At 71.3% G+C, this 20331-nt stretch carries 18 protein-coding genes; 11 read left to right on the forward strand and 7 right to left on the reverse strand.

Annotated elements, in window-relative coordinates:
• Positions 1 to 18: 18 nt before the first annotated feature.
• The 6 genes from whiA to OG505_RS03070 all read left to right on the forward strand — a co-directional run bounded on the left by whiA (position 19) and on the right by OG505_RS03070 (position 5158).
• The gene (gene whiA, locus OG505_RS03045; RefSeq protein WP_074312802.1) at positions 19 to 999 is read left to right on the forward strand and encodes a DNA-binding protein WhiA; all 981 of its coding nucleotides are present in this window, start codon (positions 19 to 21) and stop codon (positions 997 to 999) included.
• A gap of 267 nt (positions 1000 to 1266) precedes the next feature.
• Positions 1267 to 2271, forward strand: a complete 1005-nt coding sequence (gene gap, locus OG505_RS03050; RefSeq protein ID WP_405430808.1) for a type I glyceraldehyde-3-phosphate dehydrogenase — start codon at positions 1267 to 1269, stop codon at positions 2269 to 2271.
• Entirely contained in the window at positions 2268 to 3524 is a 1257-nt protein-coding gene (locus OG505_RS03055) for a phosphoglycerate kinase (RefSeq protein WP_405430810.1), read from the forward strand. Before gap ends, OG505_RS03055 begins: the two co-directional genes overlap by 4 nt.
• 2 nt (positions 3525 to 3526) lie before the next feature.
• Complete coding sequence (tpiA, locus tag OG505_RS03060; RefSeq protein ID WP_405430811.1) at positions 3527 to 4318, forward strand: triose-phosphate isomerase; 792 nt, start codon at positions 3527 to 3529, stop codon at positions 4316 to 4318.
• 95 nt (positions 4319 to 4413) lie between these two features.
• Positions 4414 to 4674 (forward strand): preprotein translocase subunit SecG, encoded by a 261-nt coding sequence (gene secG / locus OG505_RS03065; protein WP_405430813.1) that lies wholly within the window; start codon positions 4414 to 4416, stop codon positions 4672 to 4674.
• A gap of 139 nt (positions 4675 to 4813) precedes the next feature.
• Entirely contained in the window at positions 4814 to 5158 is a 345-nt protein-coding gene (locus OG505_RS03070) for an RNA polymerase-binding protein RbpA (protein WP_405430814.1), read from the forward strand.
• Positions 5159 to 5191: 33 nt separating this feature from the next.
• Here the strand turns inward: OG505_RS03070 and pgl are convergent, their stop codons facing one another.
• The 6 genes from pgl to tkt all read right to left on the reverse strand — a co-directional run bounded on the left by pgl (position 5192) and on the right by tkt (position 13706).
• Positions 5192 to 5962: a 6-phosphogluconolactonase gene (gene pgl, locus OG505_RS03075; RefSeq protein WP_405430816.1), complete on the reverse strand. Its 771-nt coding sequence runs from the start codon at positions 5960 to 5962 to the stop codon at positions 5192 to 5194.
• A 134-nt stretch (positions 5963 to 6096) separates the two neighbouring features.
• On the reverse strand, positions 6097 to 7113 hold the full coding sequence (locus OG505_RS03080) for a glucose-6-phosphate dehydrogenase assembly protein OpcA (protein ID WP_405430818.1): 1017 nt from the start codon (positions 7111 to 7113) through the stop codon (positions 6097 to 6099).
• Positions 7110 to 8627: a glucose-6-phosphate dehydrogenase gene (gene zwf, locus OG505_RS03085; protein ID WP_405434355.1), complete on the reverse strand. Its 1518-nt coding sequence runs from the start codon at positions 8625 to 8627 to the stop codon at positions 7110 to 7112. The genes OG505_RS03080 and zwf overlap by 4 nt, the downstream gene beginning before the upstream one ends.
• A 38-nt stretch (positions 8628 to 8665) precedes the next feature.
• Positions 8666 to 10315 (reverse strand): glucose-6-phosphate isomerase, encoded by a 1650-nt coding sequence (locus OG505_RS03090; protein WP_405430819.1) that lies wholly within the window; start codon positions 10313 to 10315, stop codon positions 8666 to 8668.
• 37 nt (positions 10316 to 10352) lie between these two features.
• On the reverse strand, positions 10353 to 11552 hold the full coding sequence (gene tal, locus OG505_RS03095; protein ID WP_405430821.1) for a transaldolase: 1200 nt from the start codon (positions 11550 to 11552) through the stop codon (positions 10353 to 10355).
• Positions 11553 to 11567: 15 nt separating this feature from the next.
• On the reverse strand, positions 11568 to 13706 hold the full coding sequence (tkt, locus tag OG505_RS03100; protein WP_405430823.1) for a transketolase: 2139 nt from the start codon (positions 13704 to 13706) through the stop codon (positions 11568 to 11570).
• 266 nt (positions 13707 to 13972) lie between these two features.
• On the opposite strand from tkt, the gene OG505_RS03105 reads away from it, so the two are divergent.
• The 3 genes from OG505_RS03105 to OG505_RS03115 all read left to right on the forward strand — a co-directional run bounded on the left by OG505_RS03105 (position 13973) and on the right by OG505_RS03115 (position 16484).
• Positions 13973 to 14926, forward strand: a complete 954-nt coding sequence (locus OG505_RS03105) for a heme o synthase (RefSeq protein WP_405430825.1) — start codon at positions 13973 to 13975, stop codon at positions 14924 to 14926.
• Positions 14927 to 15213: 287 nt separating this feature from the next.
• Positions 15214 to 15549, forward strand: a complete 336-nt coding sequence (locus OG505_RS03110; protein WP_405430826.1) for a hypothetical protein — start codon at positions 15214 to 15216, stop codon at positions 15547 to 15549.
• 14 nt (positions 15550 to 15563) lie between these two features.
• The gene (locus OG505_RS03115) at positions 15564 to 16484 is read left to right on the forward strand and encodes a RimK family alpha-L-glutamate ligase (RefSeq protein WP_405430827.1); all 921 of its coding nucleotides are present in this window, start codon (positions 15564 to 15566) and stop codon (positions 16482 to 16484) included.
• 483 nt (positions 16485 to 16967) lie between these two features.
• On the opposite strand, the gene OG505_RS03120 is transcribed toward OG505_RS03115, so the two are convergent.
• The gene (locus OG505_RS03120; protein ID WP_405430829.1) at positions 16968 to 17930 is read right to left on the reverse strand and encodes a COX15/CtaA family protein; all 963 of its coding nucleotides are present in this window, start codon (positions 17928 to 17930) and stop codon (positions 16968 to 16970) included.
• 194 nt (positions 17931 to 18124) lie between these two features.
• Here OG505_RS03120 and OG505_RS03125 point away from each other — a divergent pair, with 194 nt between their 5' ends.
• Both OG505_RS03125 and sufB read left to right on the forward strand, forming a co-directional pair.
• Positions 18125 to 18826 (forward strand): helix-turn-helix transcriptional regulator, encoded by a 702-nt coding sequence (locus OG505_RS03125; RefSeq protein WP_405434356.1) that lies wholly within the window; start codon positions 18125 to 18127, stop codon positions 18824 to 18826.
• Positions 18823 to 20253, forward strand: a complete 1431-nt coding sequence (gene sufB / locus OG505_RS03130) for a Fe-S cluster assembly protein SufB (protein WP_405430831.1) — start codon at positions 18823 to 18825, stop codon at positions 20251 to 20253. Before OG505_RS03125 ends, sufB begins: the two co-directional genes overlap by 4 nt.
• The last annotated feature ends 78 nt before the right edge of the window (positions 20254 to 20331 follow it).

Raw genomic sequence — 20331 nt, forward strand, 5'->3', positions numbered from 1 at the left:
TCCGTGAGGGGACGCACAATGGCGATGACGGCTGCGGTCAAGGACGAGCTGAGTCGGGTCGACGTGCCCAAGCCCTGCTGTCGGCGGGCGGAGATGGCGGCGCTGCTGCGCTTCGCCGGCGGGCTGCACATCGTCTCCGGCCGGGTGGTGGTGGAGGCTGAGCTGGACACCGGCGCGGTGGCGCGTCGGCTGCGCCGTGAGATCGCCGAGGTCTACGGCTACCCCAGCGAGATCCACGTGCTGGCGTCCGGTGGGCTGCGCAAGGGCAGCCACTTCATCGTCCGCGTGGTCAAGGACGGTGAGGCGCTCGCGCGCCAGACCGGCCTGCTGGACGTGCGCGGCCGGCCCGTGCGCGGGCTGCCCCCGCACGTGGTGGCGGCCAACGTCTGCTGCGCGGTCTCGGCATGGCGGGGGGCGTTCATGGCGCACGGCTCGCTCACCGAGCCCGGCCGCTCCAGCGCGCTGGAGATCACCTGCCCGGGGCCGGAGTCGGCGCTGGCGCTGGTCGGCGCGGCCCGGCGGATCGGCATCACCGCGAAGAACCGCGAGGTGCGCGGGGTGGACCGGGTGGTGGTCAAGGACGGCGACGCGATCGCCGCGCTGCTCACCCGGATCGGCGCGCACTCCAGCGTGCTGGCCTGGGAGGAGCGCCGGGTCCGCCGCGAGGTGCGGGCCACCGCCAACCGGCTGGCCAACTTCGACGACGCCAACCTGCGCCGCTCGGCGCGTGCCGCCGTCGCCGCCGCCGCCCGGGTCACCCGCGCGCTGGAGATCCTGGCCGACGAGGCGCCCAACCACCTGACCGACGCCGGCCGGCTGCGCCTGGAGCACCGGCAGGCGTCGCTGGAGGAGCTGGGCGCGCTGGCCGAGCCTCCGCTGACCAAGGACGCCATCGCCGGACGGATCCGCCGTCTGCTCGCGCTGGCCGACAAGCGGGCCCGGGACCTCGGCATCCCGGATACCGAAGCGGCCGTCACGCCCGACATGCTCGTGGTCTGATAGGACGGTGGGGCCGTACGGTGCGCCCGGGAGCACGACCCGGCGCAGCGTGGTCTCGCACGCTCGGATAAGGTCGCTGAGTACGGCAAGGGGGCCGACACCCGGCACTTCTCGTCGTGCCCACCGCCTCGGGCGGTCAGGTCCTCAGACCGCGCGGCGGGGTGGCCGAGATGAACCGTCGACGGCCGGCTCCAACGGTCGGCGCACACCATTCCCGCCGGCCCGTTGTCTGAAGCCGGCGGACCAGAACGCGAGGAGATGGGACCTGTGACCATCCGGGTTGGCATCAACGGCTTCGGCCGAATCGGCCGTAACTTCTTCCGGGCAGTGCTGGCGTCCGACGCCGACATCGAGGTCGTGGCGGTGAACGACCTGACCGACAACGCCACGCTCGCCCACCTGCTCAAGTACGACAGCATCCTCGGCCGCCTGCCGTACGAGGTCAAGGCCACCGCCGACGAGATCACCGTCGGTGGCAAGACCATCAAGGCGTACGCCGAGAAGGACCCGTCGAAGCTGCCGTGGGGCGAGGTCGGCGCCGACGTCGTCATCGAGTCGACCGGCTTCTTCACCGACGCCACCAAGGCCAAGGCGCACGTCGACGGTGGGGCCAAGAAGGTCATCATCTCCGCGCCGGCGAAGAACGAGGACGTCACCGTCGTCATGGGTGTCAACCACGACACCTACGACCCGGCGAAGCACACCATCATCTCCAACGCCTCGTGCACCACCAACTGCCTCGCGCCGATGGCGAAGGTCCTGCACGACACGTTCGGCATCCAGCACGGTCTGATGACGACGATCCACGCGTACACCCAGGACCAGAACCTGCAGGACGCGCCGCACTCGGACCTGCGTCGTGCCCGGGCCGCCGCGCTGAACATCGTCCCGACCTCGACCGGTGCCGCCAAGGCCATCGGCCTGGTGCTGCCCGACCTCAAGGGCAAGCTCGACGGGTACGCGCTGCGGGTGCCGATCCCGACCGGTTCGGTCACCGACCTCACCGTCAACGTGGGTCGCGAGACCTCCGTGGACGAGGTCAACGCCGCGCTGAAGGCCGCCGCGGACGGCCCGCTCAAGGGCATCCTGGTCTACAACGAGGACCCGATCGTCTCCACCGACATCGTGACCGACCCGGCGTCGTGCATCTTCGACGCGCCGCTGACCAAGGTCGTCGGCAACCAGGTCAAGGTCGTCGGCTGGTACGACAACGAGTGGGGCTACTCCAACCGCCTGGTCGACCTCGTCAAGCTGGTCGGTTCGTCGCTGTGAGCATCCGGACCCTCGACGACCTGCTCGCCGAGGGGGTGTCGGGTCGGCGCGTGCTGGTGCGCGCCGACCTGAACGTCCCGCTCGACAAGCAGACCGGCGCGATCGACGATCATAACTCCGCCTCCGCGCCGCAAGGCGGCACTCCGGACGGAGTGAGGATCGCTGACGACGGTCGAATCCGCGCGGTGCTGCCGACGCTCGGCGCGCTGGTCGAGGCCGGCGCGAAGGTGGTCGTCTGCTCGCACCTGGGCCGCCCGAAGGGCACGCCGGACCCGCAGTTCAGCCTGAGCCCGGTCGCCGGCCGGCTCGGTGAGCTGCTCGGCGCTCCGGTGCACTTCGCCACCGACACGGTCGGCGACTCGGCCCGCTCCACCGTCGCGGGCCTGGCCGACGGCCAGGTCGCCCTGCTGGAGAACCTGCGCTTCAACGCGGGGGAGACCAGCAAGGACGAGGCCGAGCGGGGCGCCTTCGCCGACCAGCTCGCCGCGTTCGGCGACGCGTACGTGGACGATGCGTTCGGCGCCGTGCACCGCAAGCACGCCAGCGTCTACGACGTGCCGGCGAGGCTGCCGCACGTGGCCGGTCGGCTGGTGCTGCGTGAGGTCGAGGTGCTCTCCACGCTCACCAGCGAGCCCGAGCGGCCGTACGTGGTGGTGCTCGGCGGTTCCAAGGTTTCCGACAAGCTCGCGGTGATCGAGGCCCTGCTGCCCACGGTCGACCGGCTGCTCATCGGCGGCGGGATGTGCTTCACCTTCCTCAAGGCCCAGGGCCTGGAGGTGGGCACCTCGCTGCTGGAGAAGGACATGGTCGAGACCTGCCGCAACCTGCTGGAGCGCTCCGACGGCAAGATCATGCTGCCGGTCGACGTGGTGGTCGCGGACGCCTTCGCCCCGGACGCCGCGCACGACACGGTCCGCGTCGACGGCATCCCGAGCCACCGGCTCGGCCTGGACATCGGCCCGGAGACGGTCGCCGGGTTCGCCGCCGCCCTGTCGCAGGCGAAGACGATCTTCTGGAACGGCCCGATGGGCGTGTTCGAGATGGCGGCGTTCGCGGCCGGCACCCGGGGGATCGCCGAGGCGATCACCAAGGCCGACGCGTTCAGCGTCGTCGGTGGCGGCGACTCCGCCGCCGCGGTGCGGGCGTTGGGGCTGGACGAGTCGAGCTTCGGTCACATCTCCACCGGCGGCGGCGCCTCCCTGGAGTACCTGGAGGGCAAGACCCTCCCCGGCATCGCGGCCCTGGAGAACTGAGCATGGCGAGCACGACCCGCCGGCCGTTGATGGCCGGCAACTGGAAGATGAACCTCAACCACCTCGAGGCCAACCTGCTCGTGCAGAAGCTGGCCGCGAGTCTCACCGAGAAGCAGCTCACCGAGGTCGAGACGGTCGTGCTGCCGCCGTTCACCGACCTGCGCACCGTGCAGACGGCGGTGGACGGCGACAAGCTGCTGATCGGCTACGGCGGGCAGGACCTCTCCCCGCACGCCTCCGGCGCGTACACCGGGGACATCTCCGGCGCGATGCTCGCCAAGCTCGGCTGCACGTACGTGGTGGTCGGGCACTCCGAGCGGCGGGCCTACCACCACGAGGACGACGGGGTGGTCAACGCGAAGGTGAAGGCGGCGCTCACGCACGGCCTGACCCCGATCCTCTGCGTGGGGGAGGGGCTGGACATCCGCGAGCAGGGCACCCACGTGGCGCACTGCGCCGACCAGCTCAGTGGGGGCCTCGCCGGGCTCACCGCCGAGCAGGTGCGCCAAATCGTCGTCGCGTACGAGCCGGTCTGGGCGATCGGCACCGGCAAGACCGCGACGCCCGAGGACGCGCAGGAGGTCTGCGGCGCGGTCCGCCAGCGACTGGCGGAGCGCTTCGACGCCGAGACCGCCGACGCGGTCCGGGTCCTGTACGGCGGCTCGGTCAAGGCGTCCAACGTCGCCTCGATCATGGGCCAGCCGGACGTGGACGGCGGCCTGGTGGGCGGCGCCAGCCTGGACGCCGAAGAATTCGCGCAGATCTGCCGGTTCCCCGAGCACATCGCTCGCTGATCGCTCGCTATCCTGGACACCGCCCGTCCACCGGCCGGTGCCGCCGTGCCCGACCTGTCCGGGCGAGGATCGCTACGAGAGGACTGCCCCCAGCCATGCCGATCTGGTTCGCATACACGTTGATCGTGTTGCTGGTCATCACGAGCATCCTGCTCACCATGCTCATCCTGCTGCACCGCGGTAAGGGTGGCGGGTTGTCGAGCATGTTCGGCGGTGGTGTCAGCTCCAGCCTCGCCGGCTCCTCGGTGGCCGAGAAGAACCTGGACCGTTACACCGTTCTGGTGGCGGTCGTCTGGTTCGCCGCGATCGTCGGGCTGGGGCTCTGGCTCCGTCTCCAGCTGAGCAGCGGCACCTGAGCAGGCCCGCGAAGTCGTACAATCTGCGCGCGGTCCGTCACTCGACGGGCCGCGCGCAGTCTTTTCTCCGCTGCACCGCGTCGCCCGCCGCCCATCCCCGACGGCGGCGGGTCCCCTCCGACGACAGGAGCGAGCAGCCGTGCCCAGTGGCAACGTCATCCGCGGCGCCCGCGTCGGGTCCGCACCCATGCGCCCGGACGAGCGGCACCAACCCGCACCCCGACAGGTCGTCACCTACTGGTGTCGCAACGACCACCAGACCGACATTCGCATCGCGGCCGACGCCACGGCGCCGCCGCTGTGGGACTGCCCCCGCTGCGGGCTCCCCGCCGGTCTGGACGCGCGGAACCCGCCCGGACGGGTCCGCGCCGAGCCCTACAAGAGCCACCTGGCGTACGTGAAGGAGCGGCGTACCGCCGAGGAGGGCGAGGCGCTGCTGGCGGAGGCGCTCGCCGCGCTGCGCCGCCGCCGGGGCGAAAGTTAGCTAAGGGCCCCGTGTCGAGGCCCTTACCGTCGCTCAGCGCAGGCTGCGCAGCCGGGCGGGCACGTCAGCGGCCGCCGCGCGGTCCAGCAGCCAGCGGGTACGGTCCACGCCGTGCACCCCGGCGGCCGGCAGCTGCACCGGGCCGGCGCCGGCCAGCGCCATGCCCACCGCACGTGCCTTGTCGGCGCCGCCGGCCACGAGCCAGACCTCCTCGGCGGTGTTGATCGCCGACAGGGTGAGCGTGGTCCGCACCGGCGGCGGCTTCGGGCTGCCCCGCACCGCGCTGACCGGCCGCGTCTCGTAGTGCACCGGGTGTTCCGGGAAGACCGAGGCGACGTGCCCGTCCTCGCCGACACCCAGCATCAGCACGTCGAAGTGCGGCAGCGCGGCGTGCCCCGGCCGGGCGGCGCGGGCCAACTCGTCGGCGTACCCGGCGGCGGCCGCCTCGGGGTCGTTGCCGGCCGGCCCGTCGGAGGCCGGCATGGGATGCACCCGGGCCGGGTCCAGCGGCACCACGTCCAACAGGGCGGCGCGGGCCTGGGTCTCGTTGCGCTCCGGGTCGCCGGCGGGCAGGAACCGCTCGTCACCCCACCACACGTCGACCCGGGACCAGTCCACCGCGTCGCGGGCCGGCAACTGCGCGACCGCCCGGTACACGGCCGCGGCGATGCGCCCACCGGTGAGCACCATCGCGGCCTCGCCCCGGTCGGCCTGGGCGTCGAGCAACTTCACCAGCAGCCGGGCCGCCACGGCCTGCGCCAGCAGGTCGGCGTCGGCGTGGACGGCGACACTCGCCTCACTCATGGGTTGGGCCTTCGTTTCCCGACCGCTGGGCGGTCGCTGTCGCGTCGTCTCCGGGCCGGTACGCCCGGAGGTGCTCCGGTGGAGGGCCGGAACCATCCCGGCCCTCCCGTACGTCGTGCTGGGGGCGTTCCGGCTCAGCTCTCGCCGCTCGTGCCGGTGTGCGCGGTGACCCCGGCCTCGGCGCGCTGGGCCGTGGCCGGATCCTTCCAGACATGCACCCGCTGCGGGGGGCGCTGCTCCAGACCCCGCAGACCGGCGGTCGCGCCCAGCGCCTCCGCGTACACCTGGTCGGCGTCCAGTCGGCGCAGCTCCTCGGCCAGCTCGTCGCCGAGCGGCCGACGGACCAGCGGCAGGGCCCGGTCGTCCTGACCGGTCCGCCGGAACACGGCCATGCTCTCCTCGCGGGTCAGCGTGAGCTGGTCGCCGTTGGCGCAGCTGAGCTGCACCTCCCGCATCCGGGGGAACTCGTTGGTGTCGACCCGGCGTGGGGTGATGCCCAGCCGGCTGGACAACCAGCCGACCATCAGCGCCGCCGTCGGGTCGGTGGGCGGCGCGACGACGGTCGCCTCGGTGACCTTCGCCTCGGTCGTGTCGAACGCCCCGGCGACCAGGGTCCGCCACGGGGTGATCCGGGCCCACGCCAGGTCGGTGTCACCCGGGGCGTAGTCCCGGGCGCGCTGGCGCAGCGCCTCCACCGGATCCGCGGCCTGCGCCGTGTCGGTGATCCTCCGATCGGCGACCACCCCGAGGAAGTCGGTGGCGATCTCCGCCGGCGGCTCGCCGTGCCACCAGGTGACCACCGGCACGTCCGGCACGAGCAGCGGCATCACCACCGACTCGGCGTGCAGGGCGAGCCGCCCGTACATCCGGGTGACCACCGCCTCGCAGGGGCCGAGTCGGCCACCGACCACGATCTCCGCGTCCAACCGGTTGCGTTCCCGCTCGATGTCGGAGCGGACCACGACCACCAGCCGGCACGGGTGGGCGGCAGCGGCGATGGTCGCCGCCGCCTCCGCCTCGCGGACCCGCTTCTCGTCCACCACCACGATGAGGGTGAGCGCCATGCCGCTGGCCACACCACCGGCGCTGCGCCGCTCGGCGGCCAGCGCCTTGACCACCTCGTTGCCGGTGGTGTCCCACAGCCCGATCATGCTCTTCTCCAAGCGCGGCCCTCGCGGGCCAGCATCTCGTCGGCCGCCCGTGGCCCCCACTCGCCGGCGCGGTACGGCTCCGGCGTGGTGCCCTCCCAGGCGTGTTCCAGCGGGTCGATCACCTGCCAGCTCTGCTCGACCTCGGCCGCGTCCGGGAACAGGGTGCGGTCCCCGATCAGCACGTCCAGGACGAGCCGCTCGTACGCCTCCGGGCTGGACTCCGTGAACGCCTCGCCGTACTGGAAGTCCATCGCGATGTCGCGGACCTCCATGGTGGTGCCCGGCACCTTCGAGCCGAACTTGAGCACCACGCCCTCGTCGGGCTGCACCCGGATGACGAGCTGGTTGTTGCCCAGCGACTCCATGTCGGCGTCGTTGAACGGCAGGTGCGGCGCCTTCTTGAACATGATGGCGACCTCGGTGACCCGCCGGGGCAGCCGCTTGCCGGCCCGGATGTAGAACGGCACCTCGGCCCAGCGCCGGTTCTGGATGCCGAGCCGCACCGCCACGTACGTCTCCGTGGTGGAGTCGGCGGGGACGTCCCGCTCCTCCCGGTAGCCGACCGCGCGCTCGCCGCCCACCCAGCCGGGCAGGTACTGGCCGCGGACGGTGTCCCGGGCCACGTCCTTGGGCAGGGTGATCGCCTTGAGCACCTTCAGCTTCTCGGCGCGGATCTCGTCGGCGTCGAAGCTGGTCGGCTCCTCCATCGCTACCAGCGCCAGGAGTTGGAGCAGGTGGTTCTGGAGCACGTCACGGGCGGTGCCGACGGTGTCGTAGAAGCCGGCCCGGCTGCCGATGCCGACGTCCTCGGCCATGGTGATCTGCACCGAGTCGACGTACTTCGAGTTCCACAGCGGCTCGAACAGGTTGTTGGCGAACCGCAGGGCCAGGATGTTCTGGACGGTCTCCTTGCCCAGGTAGTGGTCGATCCGGAAGACGTCCTGGCGGGTGAACACGTCGTCGACGAGGTCGTTGAGCGCCTTCGCCGACGGCAGGTCGTTGCCGAACGGCTTCTCCACCACGACCCGGCGCCAGCCGCCGGACTTCTCGTTGTCGGCCATCCCGGTGCGGGCCAGTTGCTTGAGCACGACGGGGAACGCGGCCGGGGGGATGGAGAAGTAGAACGCCGCGTTGCCGGCGATGCCGTGGGTCTGCCGCAGGTCGTCCAGCGTCGAGGCGAGCTGGTCGAAGGCCGCGTCGTCGTCGAACGACCCGCCGACGAACTTGATGTTGCCGACCAGCCGCGCCCACACCTCTTCCCGCCACGGGGTGCGGGCGTGCTTGCGGGCCGCCTCGCACGCGAGGGTCTCGAAGTCGCCGTCACCCCAGTCGCGGCGGGCGAAGCCGAGCACCACGAAACCGGGCGGCAGCAGCCCCCGGTTCGCCAGGTCGTAGACCGCGGGGAGCAGCTTCTTGCGAGCCAGGTCGCCGGTCACCCCGAAGATCACCAGAGCGCACGGCTCGGGGATCCGGGGCAACCGGCGGTCCTGCGGGTCGCGTAGCGGGTTCACCAAACCGCCTCCTCGCTCCGCTTCAGTCACGTCGTCCGTCCTCACGCCCGCAGCTCACCGGCCGTGTCGAGTAGTTGGGCGACGCCGGCTGCCCGGTCGGTCAGGTGCAGCCGCAGCAGCGGCCGGTCCCGGCCGGCGAGGGCCTGCCGGTCGCCGGCGGCCTGTGCCGCCTGCAACTCGCCGAAGGAGTACGGCTTGCCCGGCACCGCCAGGTCCTCGGTGACCGCGCCGGTCACCTGAAGGTAGCTGCCCACCTGCGGGCCGCCCTTGTGGTACTGGCCAGTGGAGTGCAGGAACCGTGGCCCCCAGCCGAAGGTGACCGGCCGACCGGACGCGCCGGCCAGCAGCGACCGCAGGCGGGCCGCGTCGGCGTCGGCGAAACGGTCCAGGTACGCCATCACCGCGAGGTAACCGTCGTCGCCGAGACCGTCGAGCAGCCAGCGCAGCACGCCCGCCAGGTCACCGGGCGCGCCCTGCGGCGCGTACACCTCGATCGCGCCCTCGGTGAACGACGGCGTCTGGACCGGCAGGCCCGAGGCCAGGATCTTGTTGGTGTTCTCCTTGGACTCGGTGACGTTCGGCTGGTTGAACGGGTCGATGCCGAGCACCACGCCGGCCACCGCGGTGGCGTACTCCCAGGCCAGGAACTGCGCGCCGAGCGGGCCGTTGACGGCCACGTCCGGCGCGGCGCCGCCGCCCGGCACGTCACCGGGGGCCAGCGCGCCGCCGTAGCTGACGGTCAGCACGTCCGGCCCGGTGGCGCCGGGGCTCTGTGGGGACTCCACCACCACCGGCAGGATGCCCACCCCGGCCTTGCCGGTCGACTCGGCGATCAACTGCTCGGCCCAGTCGCCCAGGCCGTCGATGCCGGTGCCGTCGGACACCAGGGCGACCTTGTCACGGGCCAGCGTGGCGGCTGCGCCCAGCGCGGCGCCCAACGCCAGCGCCGGGTTGTCGCGGTCGGAGGCGAGCGACTCGGCCAACGCGTCGGCCTGATCGAGCAGCTCGGCGACCTCGACGCCGGCCAGCGCCGAGGGCACCAGCCCGAACGCGGTCAGCGCCGAGTACCGACCGCCCACGTTCGGGTCGGCGAGCACGGTGAACGCGCCCATCTCGGTCGCGGTGGCCTCCAGCGGCGAACCCGGGTCGGTGACGATGACGAAGTGCCGGCCGGCCTCCGCCTCGGTCATCCCGGCGTCCAGGAACGCCTGCCAGTAGACGCGACGGTGGCTGTCGGTCTCCACCGTCGAGCCGGACTTGCTGGCGACGACCACCACGGTGCGCTCCAGCCGGTCACCCAGGGCCGCCCGGACCTGGCCCGGGTCGGTGGTGTCCAGCACGGTCAGCGGCCGGCCCAGCGTCCGCGTGATCACCTCGGGCGCGAGCGACGAGCCGCCCATGCCGGCGAGCACCACGTGGTCCAGGTCGGCCAGCTCCGCGCTCAGCTCGGCGAGCTGCGCCAGCAGCTCCCGGCTGCGCCGGTGGGTGTCCACCCAGCCGAGCCGGATCTTCGCCTCGGCCTCCGCGTCCGGACCCCACAGGCCCGCGTCCTTGGCGGCCAGCTTGCCGGGGACGCCGGCCTTGGCCAGCGCCTCCCGGGTCGAGGCGGGCGCGGACTTGTCGACCGCGTCCGCGCCGTACACGGCGAGCCCGGCGGCTGCCTCCACCGGCCCTGCCAGAAGGTCGCTCATGCCGTCACTCCGCTTCGCTGCGTGCTGATTCGGTCGCTCACGCGCCACCGGCCTTCTCGGCGGCCTTGGCGTTGCCCTTGGCCGCCTTGTTCGGAGCACCCGTGCCGGTGCCGGCCGCCTTCAGCGACTTGCTGACGCCGTCGAGCAGCTCCTGCCAGCTCGCCTCGAACTTCTCCACGCCCTCGCGCTCGAGGGTGGCGATCACGTCGGACATGTCCACCCCGACCGACTCCAGGTCCGCGAAGACCTTCCGGGCCGCGTCGTAGGCGCCGGTGATGGTGTCGGCGCGGGTCTCGCCATGATCGGCGTACGCGTGGATGACCGCTTCCGGCATGGTGTTGACCGTGCCGGGGGCGATCAGCTCCTCGACGTAGATCACGTCCCGGTAGTCCGGGTTCTTGGTCGAGGTGGAGGCCCACAGCGGCCGCTGCGGGTGCGCTCCGGCGGCCTCGAGGGCCTTCCAGCGGTCCGAGGAGAAGACCTCGGTGTAGCGCTCGTACGCCAGCTGGGCGTTGGCCACGGCGGCACGCCCCTTCAGTCCCAGCGCGCGCTCTTTGCCTGCGCTGTCGGCGGCCTTGTCGGCCATCCGGTCCAATCTCTTGTCGACCTCGGAGTCGACCCGGGAGACGAAGAACGACGCGACCGAGCCGATCTTCGACAGGTCGTGCCCGTTCGCCTTGGCCTGCTCCAGACCGGCCAGGAAAGCCTCCATGACCGCCGAGTAGCGGTCCAGACCGAAGATCAGCGTGACGTTGACGCTGATCCCCTCGGCGAGGGTGTCGGTGATCGCCGACAGGCCCTCCTCGGTGGCCGGGATCTTGATGAAGAGGTTGGGCCGGTCGACAAGCCACCACAGCGCCTTGGCCTCGGCGACCGTCTTGTCCGCGTCGTGTGCGCTGCGCGGGTCCACCTCGATCGAGACCCGGCCGTCCACGCCGGCGCTGCCGTCGTACGACGGGCGCATCACGTCGCAGGCCCACCGTACGTCGTACGTGGTGAGCATCCGGACGGCCTCTTCCACGTCCACACCACGGGTGGCGAGGTCACGCAGCTGCCAGTTGTACTCGTCGGCGTCGCTCAACGCCTTGGCGAAGATCGTCGGGTTGGTGGTGACGCCCGCGACGTGCTTCTCACGGCGGAGCTGGTCCAGCCCGCCGGAGCTCAAACGTACCCGGGAAAGATCATCGAGCCACACCGCCACACCCGCGGCGGTGAGCTCATTCAGCTTGTCCGTCATGCCGTCCACGCTCCCTCAGTTGCCGGTCGTGAAACCGGTGATGTCGCCCACCCGGGCCAGCGAGGCGTGTGCCGCCGCCACGATCCGGTCGGGGGTGAACCCGAACTGCTCGAAGAGCACGGTGTGCGGGGCGCTCGCCCCGTAGTGCTCCAGGCTGACGCTCTCGCCGAGGTCGCCGACGATGCCGCGCCAGGACATGGCGATCCCGGCCTCCACGCTCACCCGTGCCTTTACCCCGCGCGGGAGCACCGACTCCCGGTATGCCTCATCCTGCTCGTAGAACCACTCCTGGCAGGGCATCGAGACGACTCGGGTCGGCGTGCCGTCGGCCTCCAGCCGCTCCCGGGCGGTCAGGCAGAGCTGCACCTCGGAGCCGGTGCCGACGATGATCACCTGGGGCTTGCCGTTGGACGCCTCGGCCAGCACGTAGCCGCCCTTGGCGACACCGTCCGCGCCACCCAGGACGTCCCGGTCCAGGGTCGGCAACGGCTGGCGGCTCAGCGCCAGCGCGGTCGGCCGGTCGGTGTTCTCCAGCGCCTGCCGCCACGCCCACGCGGTCTCGTTGGCGTCGGCCGGGCGGACCACGTCCAGGCCGGGGATGGCGCGCAGCGCGGTCAGGTGCTCCACCGGCTGGTGGGTCGGGCCGTCCTCGCCCAGGCCGATCGAGTCGTGCGTCCAGACGTACGTCACCGGCAGCTTCATCAACGCGGCCAGCCGCACCGACGGGCGCATGTAGTCGCTGAACACCAGGAAGGTGCCGCCGTACGGGCGGGTGCCGCCGTGCAGGGCGATGCCGTTGAGGATCGCGCCCATGGCGTGCTCACGGATGCCGAAGTGCAGGGTCCGGCCGTACTCGTGGCCGGGGAAGTCCTTGGTGGCGTGCACGGCCGGGATGAACGACGGCTCGCCCTTCATGGTGGTGTTGTTGCTCTCGGCCAGGTCGGCCGAACCGCCCCACAGCTCCGGCAGCACCGGCGCGAGCGCCTCGAGCACCTTGCCGGAGGCGGCCCGGGTGGCCACACCCTTGGCGTCGGCGGGGAAGACCGGCAGCGCCTCGGTCCAGCCGTCCGGCAGCACCCGGCCGGCCATCCGCTCGTAGAGCGCCGTGCGCTCCGGGTTCGCCTTCTTCCAGGCGTCGAACGAGACGGTCCACTCCTGCTCGGCGTCCGCGCCGCGGCCCATCACGTTGCGGGCGTGCGCGAGCACCTCCTCGTCGACCTGGAAGGTCTGCTCCGGGTCGAAGTCGAGGATCCGCTTGGTGGCCTTCACCTCGTCGGCGCCGAGCGCCGAGCCGTGGATCTTGCCGGTGTTCTGCTTGTTGGGCGCGGGCCAGCCGATGATGGTGCGCAGCGCGATGAAGGAGGGACGGTCGGTCTCGGCCTTGGCGGCCACCAGCGCGCGGTACAGCGCCTCGGCGTCCTCGTGGTAGTCGCCCTGGTCGGCGTCACCGCTGCGCCAGTCGACGGTCTGCACGTGCCAGCCGTACGCCTCGTAGCGGGCCGCCACGTCCTCGCTCTTGGCGATGCGGGTGTCGTCCTCGATCGAGATCTCGTTGTCGTCGTAGACCACCGTGAGGTTGCCCAGCTGCTGGTGCCCGGCGAGGGCGCTGGCTTCGTGGCTGATGCCCTCCTCGATGTCGCCGTCGGAGACGATGCACCAGATGTTGTGGTCGAAGACCGACATGCCCGGCTCGGCCTCCGGGTCGAACAGGCCGCGCTCGCGACGGGCCGCCATGGCCATGCCGACCGCGTTGCCCAGGCCCTGCCCGAGCGGGCCGGTGGTGGTCTCCACGCCCGGGGTGTGACCGTGCTCCGGGTGACCCGGGGTCAGCGAGCCCCACTGCCGCAGCGACTTCAGGTCGTTCAGGCTCAGCGGGTAGCCGGACAGGAACAGTTGGATGTAGAGGGTCAGGCTGGAGTGCCCGGCGGAGAGCACGAACCGGTCCCGGCCGGGCCAGTTCGGGTCGGCCGGGTTGTGCCGCATGACCCGGTTGAAGAGAAGGTAGGCCGCGGGCGCCAGGCTCATCGCGGTGCCCGGGTGGCCGTTGCCGGATTTCTCGACGGCATCCATGGCCAGGACGCGGACGGTGTCGACGGCCCGACGATCGAGGTCGGACCAGTTGAGTTCGGAGTGCTCGGGTCGGTTGGCAGCCACGATGGTTGTGCTCCTCGGCAGATGGGCGGAACCCTCACTGATGACCCTATCGAGCGCGACTAAACGCGCGCCCGGGGATCTCCGCATGGTGTGCGATACGTGACTCTGCGCCCAGACGTTCAACCCGGTGGTGTGACGGCCCGCACCGTTGTCGGGTCGGCCGGGCAGCCAAAACGACGACGCGTAGTGTGTGGGTCGGTGTGCGGCCCCCGAGCGGGACCCGCCCGACTCGATCTCCCCGTGCCGATGCCGGAAGGTGGCAATCCGTGAGCATGATCACCGAGCGCCCCGCGAGCAACCCCGGCGGGAAACCCCCGGCGCGGGCGGCCGAGGGCCCGGTGGCGCCGCGGGACGTGCGCGCGATCGTGTCGGCGTACGTGACGCTCACCAAGCCGCGCATCGTCGAGTTGCTGCTGGTCACCACCGTCCCGGCGATGATGCTCGCCGACGGGGGACTGCCGTCGCTGTGGCTGATGGCCGTGGTGCTCCTGGGTGGCTCGCTCGCCGCGGGGGCGGCCAGCGTGCTCAACTGCTACATCGACCGGGACATCGACCAGTTGATGCGGCGGACCAAGCGGCGTCCGCTGCCGGCGCACACGGTGTCGCCGCGTAGCGCGCTCGTCTTCGGTCTGGTGCTGGCGGCGATCTCGATCGTTCTGATGGCGGCGTTCACCAACCTGCTCGCGGCCGGGCTGACGCTCGCCGCGATCGTCTACTACGACGTCGTCTACACGCTCTGGCTCAAGCGCTCCACGCCGACGAACACGTTCTGGGGTGGCGCCTGCGGGGCCGCTCCGGTGCTGATCGGGTGGGCGGCGGTGACCGGCGGGCTCGCCCCGGCGGCCTGGGGCCTGTTCGCCGTGGTCTTCTTCTGGCAGATGCCGCACTTCTACCCGCTCGCGATGAAGTACAAGGACGACTACGCCCGCGCCGGCATCCCGATGCTGCCGGTGGTGGCCTCCACCCGGCGGGTGAACGCCGAGATCCTGATCTTCGCGTGGCTCACCGTGCTCACCTCCCTCGCGGTCTGGCCGCTGGGCCTCAGCGCGATCTACGGCGTACCGACGCTGGTGGTGGGCGCGATCTTCCTGGTCGAGGCGCACCGGCTCTGCCGGCGGGCGACCCGCGGCGATGCGGTCAAGCCGATGCGGCTGTTCCACTGGTCGACGACGTACCTGACGATCGTCTTCGTGGCCGTCGCGCTCGACGCGCTGATCTGACGCCTGTCGCGCGGACGTCCCCGCAGCGCACTGGAAGTCCGCGGACTAATCATGGTCGTGGATGAGTTGTCCGGGTTTAACGTCACATGAGAGTAACTTTCGGCATGAGTCGGATCGACTCAACCTGCGGGCACTGAACCCTGATTTGCCCACGTGCTTAGTGCGGGAAAATCCGGATATAACCGGGCAGGAAGCCTGTGGTCTTCCTTAAACCTGTAGGTAATTGGCATCACAAAAGGTTCATGGTTCTCGCACGCGCAAGTGCAACTCTGCTTAGGCTTCGCGTCATGGCAGATGGTTCCGATACGACGCTGACGGCTGAGCAGACCGCCGGCGAGCAGGCCCCGCACGGCCTGGTCGCGGGCCTCCAGTCGTTCGCCGCCGGGCACGGCGGTGCGAAGGCCGTCATCGAGTACGTCGGTAAGCGCGGCGCACGGATCGTCCTCGTGGGTGCCGACGGTGAGTGGGGCGACCAGTTCGCCGAGGACACCGTCACCGCTCGGGAGGCGTGCGCCAAGGCGGGAGTCACCGTCGAGAACGCCTGGGAGCGTGAACTGATGGACCAGATGCGACCGAGCAACGACCTCTGGCGGTCGATGGCCCGGCGCACGATGGCCCGTTGAGATAGACAGCTGAATTGACCAACCACCACCAGTCGACCCGGGGGGAACCCCGGGTCGCTCTCGTCACCTGCACCGAGCTGGTCGACCTCGACCCCGACGACCGTCTCGTCCTCGACCCGCTCACCGCCCGGGGGATCGCCGCCGAGGCGGTCGTCTGGGACGACCCGGACGCCGACTGGTCCTCGTACGACCTCGTCGTGCTCCGCTCACCGTGGGACTACGCCCTGCGCCGCGACGAGTTCGTCGCCTGGGCCGCGTCCGTGCCCGCCCTGGTCAACCCGGCCGACGTGGTGCGGTGGAACACCGACAAGCGCTACCTGGCCGAGCTGAGCGCCGCCGGGGTGCCGACCGTGCCGACGTCCTGGGTCGAGCCGGGGGAGACCTGGTCGCCGCCCGCCGAGACGGGCGAGTACGTGCTCAAGCCCTCGGTCAGCGCCGGCAGCCAGGACACCGGCCGGTACGACCTGGCCGACCCGGAGCACCGCGACCTGGCTCGGGCCCACGTACGCCGCCTCTCCACCGCCGGCCGGACGACCATGGTCCAGCCGTACCTGAGCGCCGTCGACAGCGAGGGCGAGACGGCGCTGCTCTTCCTGGCCGGCCCGGACGGGCTCGCGTACAGCCACGCCATCCGCAAGGGTCCGATGCTGACCGGTCCGGATCTCGGCCCGGACGGCCTCTACAAGGCCGAGGAGATCAGCTCCCGTGCCGCGCGCCCCGAGCAGTTGGCGGTCGCCGAGCGGACCCTCGCCGCGGTGCCCGGTGGCCCGCGTCGACTGCTCTACGCCCGGGTCGACCTGATCCCCGGCCCGGACGGCGACCCCGTCCTGGTCGAACTGGAGCTGACCGAGCCGTCGCTCTTCATCGGGTACGCCGACGGCGCCCCCGACCGCCTCGCCGCCGCGATAGCCACCCACCTGACCCGCCGAGCCTGATCTCCCACCCCGCCGCCTGGCCCTGGGCGTACCCCCCCAAGATCCGCGCAGTATCGGGGATGCTGCTGCCACCGGCGCCCCGGAAGCAGCAACATCCCCGAAGTTGTGCAGATCTTGAGCGGGCGCAGGGTTGCTTCGCCGCGCTCGCGGCGTCGTCCCTTGGTTGGGGGTCGGCTCGCCCGCGCCTCGGCATGATCGTGCTCGATCCAGGATCGAGTGGTGTCGGTGTGCCGTGCAGGCCACTACTTCGTGGTTCGCGCACGATCGTGGCGTCGGCGCCCGCCCCTCCCAGCACGTCGATCTTGCACTTTCTGTCCCAGCAAAAGGCGCAAGGCTGCGCATTTCGCCACCCGAAAGTGCAAGATCGGTGCGGGGTGCGGGGTGCGGGGTGCGGGGTGCGGGGTGCGGGGTGCGGGGTGCGGGGTGCGGGGTGCGGGGTGCGGGGTGCGGGGTACGGGGTACGGGGTACGGGGTGCGGGGGTGCTAGGCGGTGACTGGGACGGCTTCGGCCTCGGTCGCGGTGGTTTGCGACGCCGGGGCTGCCGGGCGGCGTTCACGGGTGGACCACTGGACGGCGAGGGCGGCGAGCAGCACCAGGCACGAGCCGAGCATGTGCGCGCCGACCAGGAGCGCCGGCACCTGGGTGAAGTACTGCACGAAGCCGATGAGCCCCTGACCCAGCTCCACCGCGAGCAGGACGACGGCGGCCCGGGTGGCCCGCGCCGCGCCGACCGCGCGGAACGCGAAGATCAACGCCACCGACAGGCCGATCAGCAGGAAGACGCCGTCGGCGTGCACCTGGGAGATCGACTCTGGGTCCAGTCCGTTGCGGGCCGCGCCGTGGTCGCCGGCGTGCGGGCCGCTGCCGGTGACCCAGGTGCCGATCACCAGCACCGCGACGGTGACGCCGGTGGTGACCCGGGCGAGCATGCGCAGGGGGGAGGGCACCACGGCGACCGGCGGGGTGTCCGGTTCGTCGACCCGCCGCCAGAGGGCGTACGCGGCGGCGAGCACCGCCATCGAGGCGAGGAAGTGCAGCCCGACCACCCACGGGTTGAGGTTGGTGAGCACCGTGATGCCACCGATCACCGCCTGGGCGGGAATGCCCAGGAAGACGGCGACGGCGAGGGTCAGCAGCCCGCGGCGGCGGGGCCGGTGTGCCAGGACCGCCAGCACGGTGGCGAGCGCGATCAGACCCACCGCGAAGGTCAGCATCCGGTTGCTGAACTCGATCACCCCGTACACGCCCATCTCGGGCGTGGTGACGTACGAATCGTCGGTGCACCGGGGCCAGGTGGGGCAGCCCAGGCCCGAGGCGGTCAACCGGACCGCCCCGCCGGTGACGACGATGCCGACGTTCGCGATGATCGAGGCGAGCGCGAGGCGGCGCAGCAGGAGACCGGAGACCGGACGGACGATGCGGTTCACGGCGCAAATCCTACGCACCGTAGTGATCGAGGTTCGTCCGACTCCGCCGGGTCGGTGGTTCGGATCACCGGGACCCGCGTTTGCCACCCTCCGGGTAATTACGTAACGTTGGCGTTGTGAAAAACGCGGCGGCGCTCTCCGGGCCCCAGCCGACGGCTGCCCAGGCCGTCGGCGCGTCCGCGTCCGCCCTCGTCGGGGCCTCGTCGTCGGCGCTGGGCGGCGCCACGACGGAGATCTCCACCCGTGACCGCGTCACCCAACTGCTGCTGGAGCGGGGCGCGACCACCGCCGCGCAGCTCGGGCTGGCGCTCGGCCTGAGCCCGGCGGCGATCCGCCGGCACCTGGACGCGATGCTCGCCGACGGTGACGTCGTCGCCCGCGACCAGACGGTGCGGGGCAGCCGCGGTCGCGGACGTCCGGCCAAGGTGTTCGTGCTGACCGAGGCGGCCCGGGTCCGCTGTGGCACGCACCACTACGACAACATGGCCACCGCCGCGCTGCGCTGGATCGCCCGCAGCGGAGGCGCGGACGCGGTCGAGGCGTTCGCCACCGAGCAGGTGTCCGCGCTGGAGTCGCGCTGCCGCGCCGCCATGGAGGACGCCGGCGACGACCCCCTCGCGCGGGCTGAGGCACTCGCCGGAGCGCTCACCGCCGAGGGTTACGCTGCCAACGCGACCACGATCGCCTCCGGCGGTCAGCTCTGCCAGCACCACTGCCCGGTGGCGCACGTGGCCGCCGAGTTTCCCCAGCTGTGCGAGGCCGAGACCGCGGTGATCTCCCGTCTGGTCGGCACCCACGTGCAGCGCCTGGCCACCATCGCGCACGGCGATGGGGTGTGCACCACGCACATCCCGACCCAGCCGGGCCGCGCCCAATCCGGTAATCCCGTCACCACTGTGAGGACAGATAGATGACCGAGCAGATCGTCCAGCCCCTGACCCAGGAAGAGCAGCTCGCCGCCCTCGGTCGCTACGAGTACGGCTGGTCCGACCCGGACGCCGCCGGGGCGGTCGCCCAGCGCGGCATCAACGAGGCGGTGGTGCGGGACATCTCGGCCAAGAAGAACGAGCCGGCCTGGATGCTCGACCTGCGCCTCAAGGGTCTGCGGCTGTTCGGCCGCAAGCCGATGCCGGCCTGGGGCGCGGACCTCACCGGCATCGACTTCGACAACATCAAGTACTTCGTGCGGTCCACCGAGAAGCAGGCCACCAGCTGGGAGGACCTGCCCGAGGACATCAAGAACACCTACGACCGGCTGGGCATCCCGGAGGCGGAGAAGCAGCGGCTGGTCGCCGGTGTCGCGGCGCAGTACGAGTCCGAGGTCGTCTACCACAAGATCCGTGAGGACCTTGAGGAGCAGGGCGTCGTCTTCCTGGACACCGACACCGCGCTGCGCGAGCACGAGGACATCTTCAAGGAGTACTTCGGCACGGTGATCCCGGTCGGCGACAACAAGTTCGCCGCCCTGAACACCTCCGTGTGGTCCGGTGGCTCGTTCATCTACGTGCCGAAGGGCGTGCACGTGGAGATCCCGCTGCAGGCCTACTTCCGGATCAACACGGAGAACATGGGCCAGTTCGAGCGGACGCTGATCATCGTCGACGAGGGCGCGTACGTGCACTACGTCGAGGGCTGCACCGCGCCGCTCTACTCCTCGGACTCGCTGCACAGCGCCGTCGTGGAGATCATCGTCAAGAAGAACGCGCGCTGCCGGTACACGACCATCCAGAACTGGTCGAACAACGTCTACAACCTGGTCACCAAGCGCGCCGTCTGCCACGAGGGCGCGACCATGGAGTGGGTCGACGGCAACATCGGCTCCAAGGTGACGATGAAGTACCCGGCGGTCTACATGACCGGCGAGCACGCCAAGGGCGAGGTGCTCTCGGTGGCGATGGCCGGCGAGGGTCAGCACCAGGACGCGGGCGCCAAGATGGTGCACGCCGCGCCGCACACCTCCTCGACGATCGTGTCGAAGTCGATCGCCCGGGGCGGCGGCCGCACCTCGTACCGCGGTCTGGTGCAGGTGCTGGAGGGTTCGCACCACAGCCGGAGCACGGTCAAGTGCGACGCGCTGCTGGTCGACACCATCTCGCGCTCGGACACCTACCCGTACGTCGACATCCGCGAGGACGACGTGTCGATGGGGCACGAGGCGACCGTCTCCAAGATCAGCGACGACCAGCTCTTCTACCTGATGAGCCGGGGCCTGAGCGAGGACGAGGCGATGGCCATGATCGTGCGTGGCTTCATCGAGCCGATCGCCAAGGAACTTCCGATGGAGTACGCCCTGGAGCTGAACCGCCTGATCGAGCTTCAGATGGAGGGCGCGGTCGGCTGACGCCGCCGCTCCCGCGGGGCGGGCCGGAACCTCGGCCCGCCCGCACCCCGACCCAACCTCGTCGTCACAGAACAGACA

It is taken from the genome of Micromonospora sp. NBC_00617, from assembly GCF_045161355.1.
Classification (GTDB): domain Bacteria; phylum Actinomycetota; class Actinomycetes; order Mycobacteriales; family Micromonosporaceae; genus Micromonospora.

What these genes read in the sequence shown, in the direction of transcription:
- whiA (WP_074312802.1), top strand. Translation starts at nt 19, where the DNA reads ATGGCGATGACGGCTGCGGTCAAGGACGAGCTGAGTCGGGTCGACGTG.
- OG505_RS03090 (WP_405430819.1), bottom strand. Translation starts at nt 10,315, where the DNA reads ATGAGCGACCTTCTGGCAGGGCCGGTGGAGGCAGCCGCCGGGCTCGCC.
- tpiA (WP_405430811.1), top strand. Translation starts at nt 3,527, where the DNA reads ATGGCGAGCACGACCCGCCGGCCGTTGATGGCCGGCAACTGGAAGATG.
- OG505_RS03080 (WP_405430818.1), bottom strand. Translation starts at nt 7,113, where the DNA reads ATGATCGGGCTGTGGGACACCACCGGCAACGAGGTGGTCAAGGCGCTG.
- secG (WP_405430813.1), top strand. Translation starts at nt 4,414, where the DNA reads ATGCCGATCTGGTTCGCATACACGTTGATCGTGTTGCTGGTCATCACG.
- pgl (WP_405430816.1), bottom strand. Translation starts at nt 5,962, where the DNA reads ATGAGTGAGGCGAGTGTCGCCGTCCACGCCGACGCCGACCTGCTGGCG.
- sufB (WP_405430831.1), top strand. Translation starts at nt 18,823, where the DNA reads ATGACCGAGCAGATCGTCCAGCCCCTGACCCAGGAAGAGCAGCTCGCC.
- OG505_RS03110 (WP_405430826.1), top strand. Translation starts at nt 15,214, where the DNA reads ATGGCAGATGGTTCCGATACGACGCTGACGGCTGAGCAGACCGCCGGC.
- tal (WP_405430821.1), bottom strand. Translation starts at nt 11,552, where the DNA reads ATGACGGACAAGCTGAATGAGCTCACCGCCGCGGGTGTGGCGGTGTGG.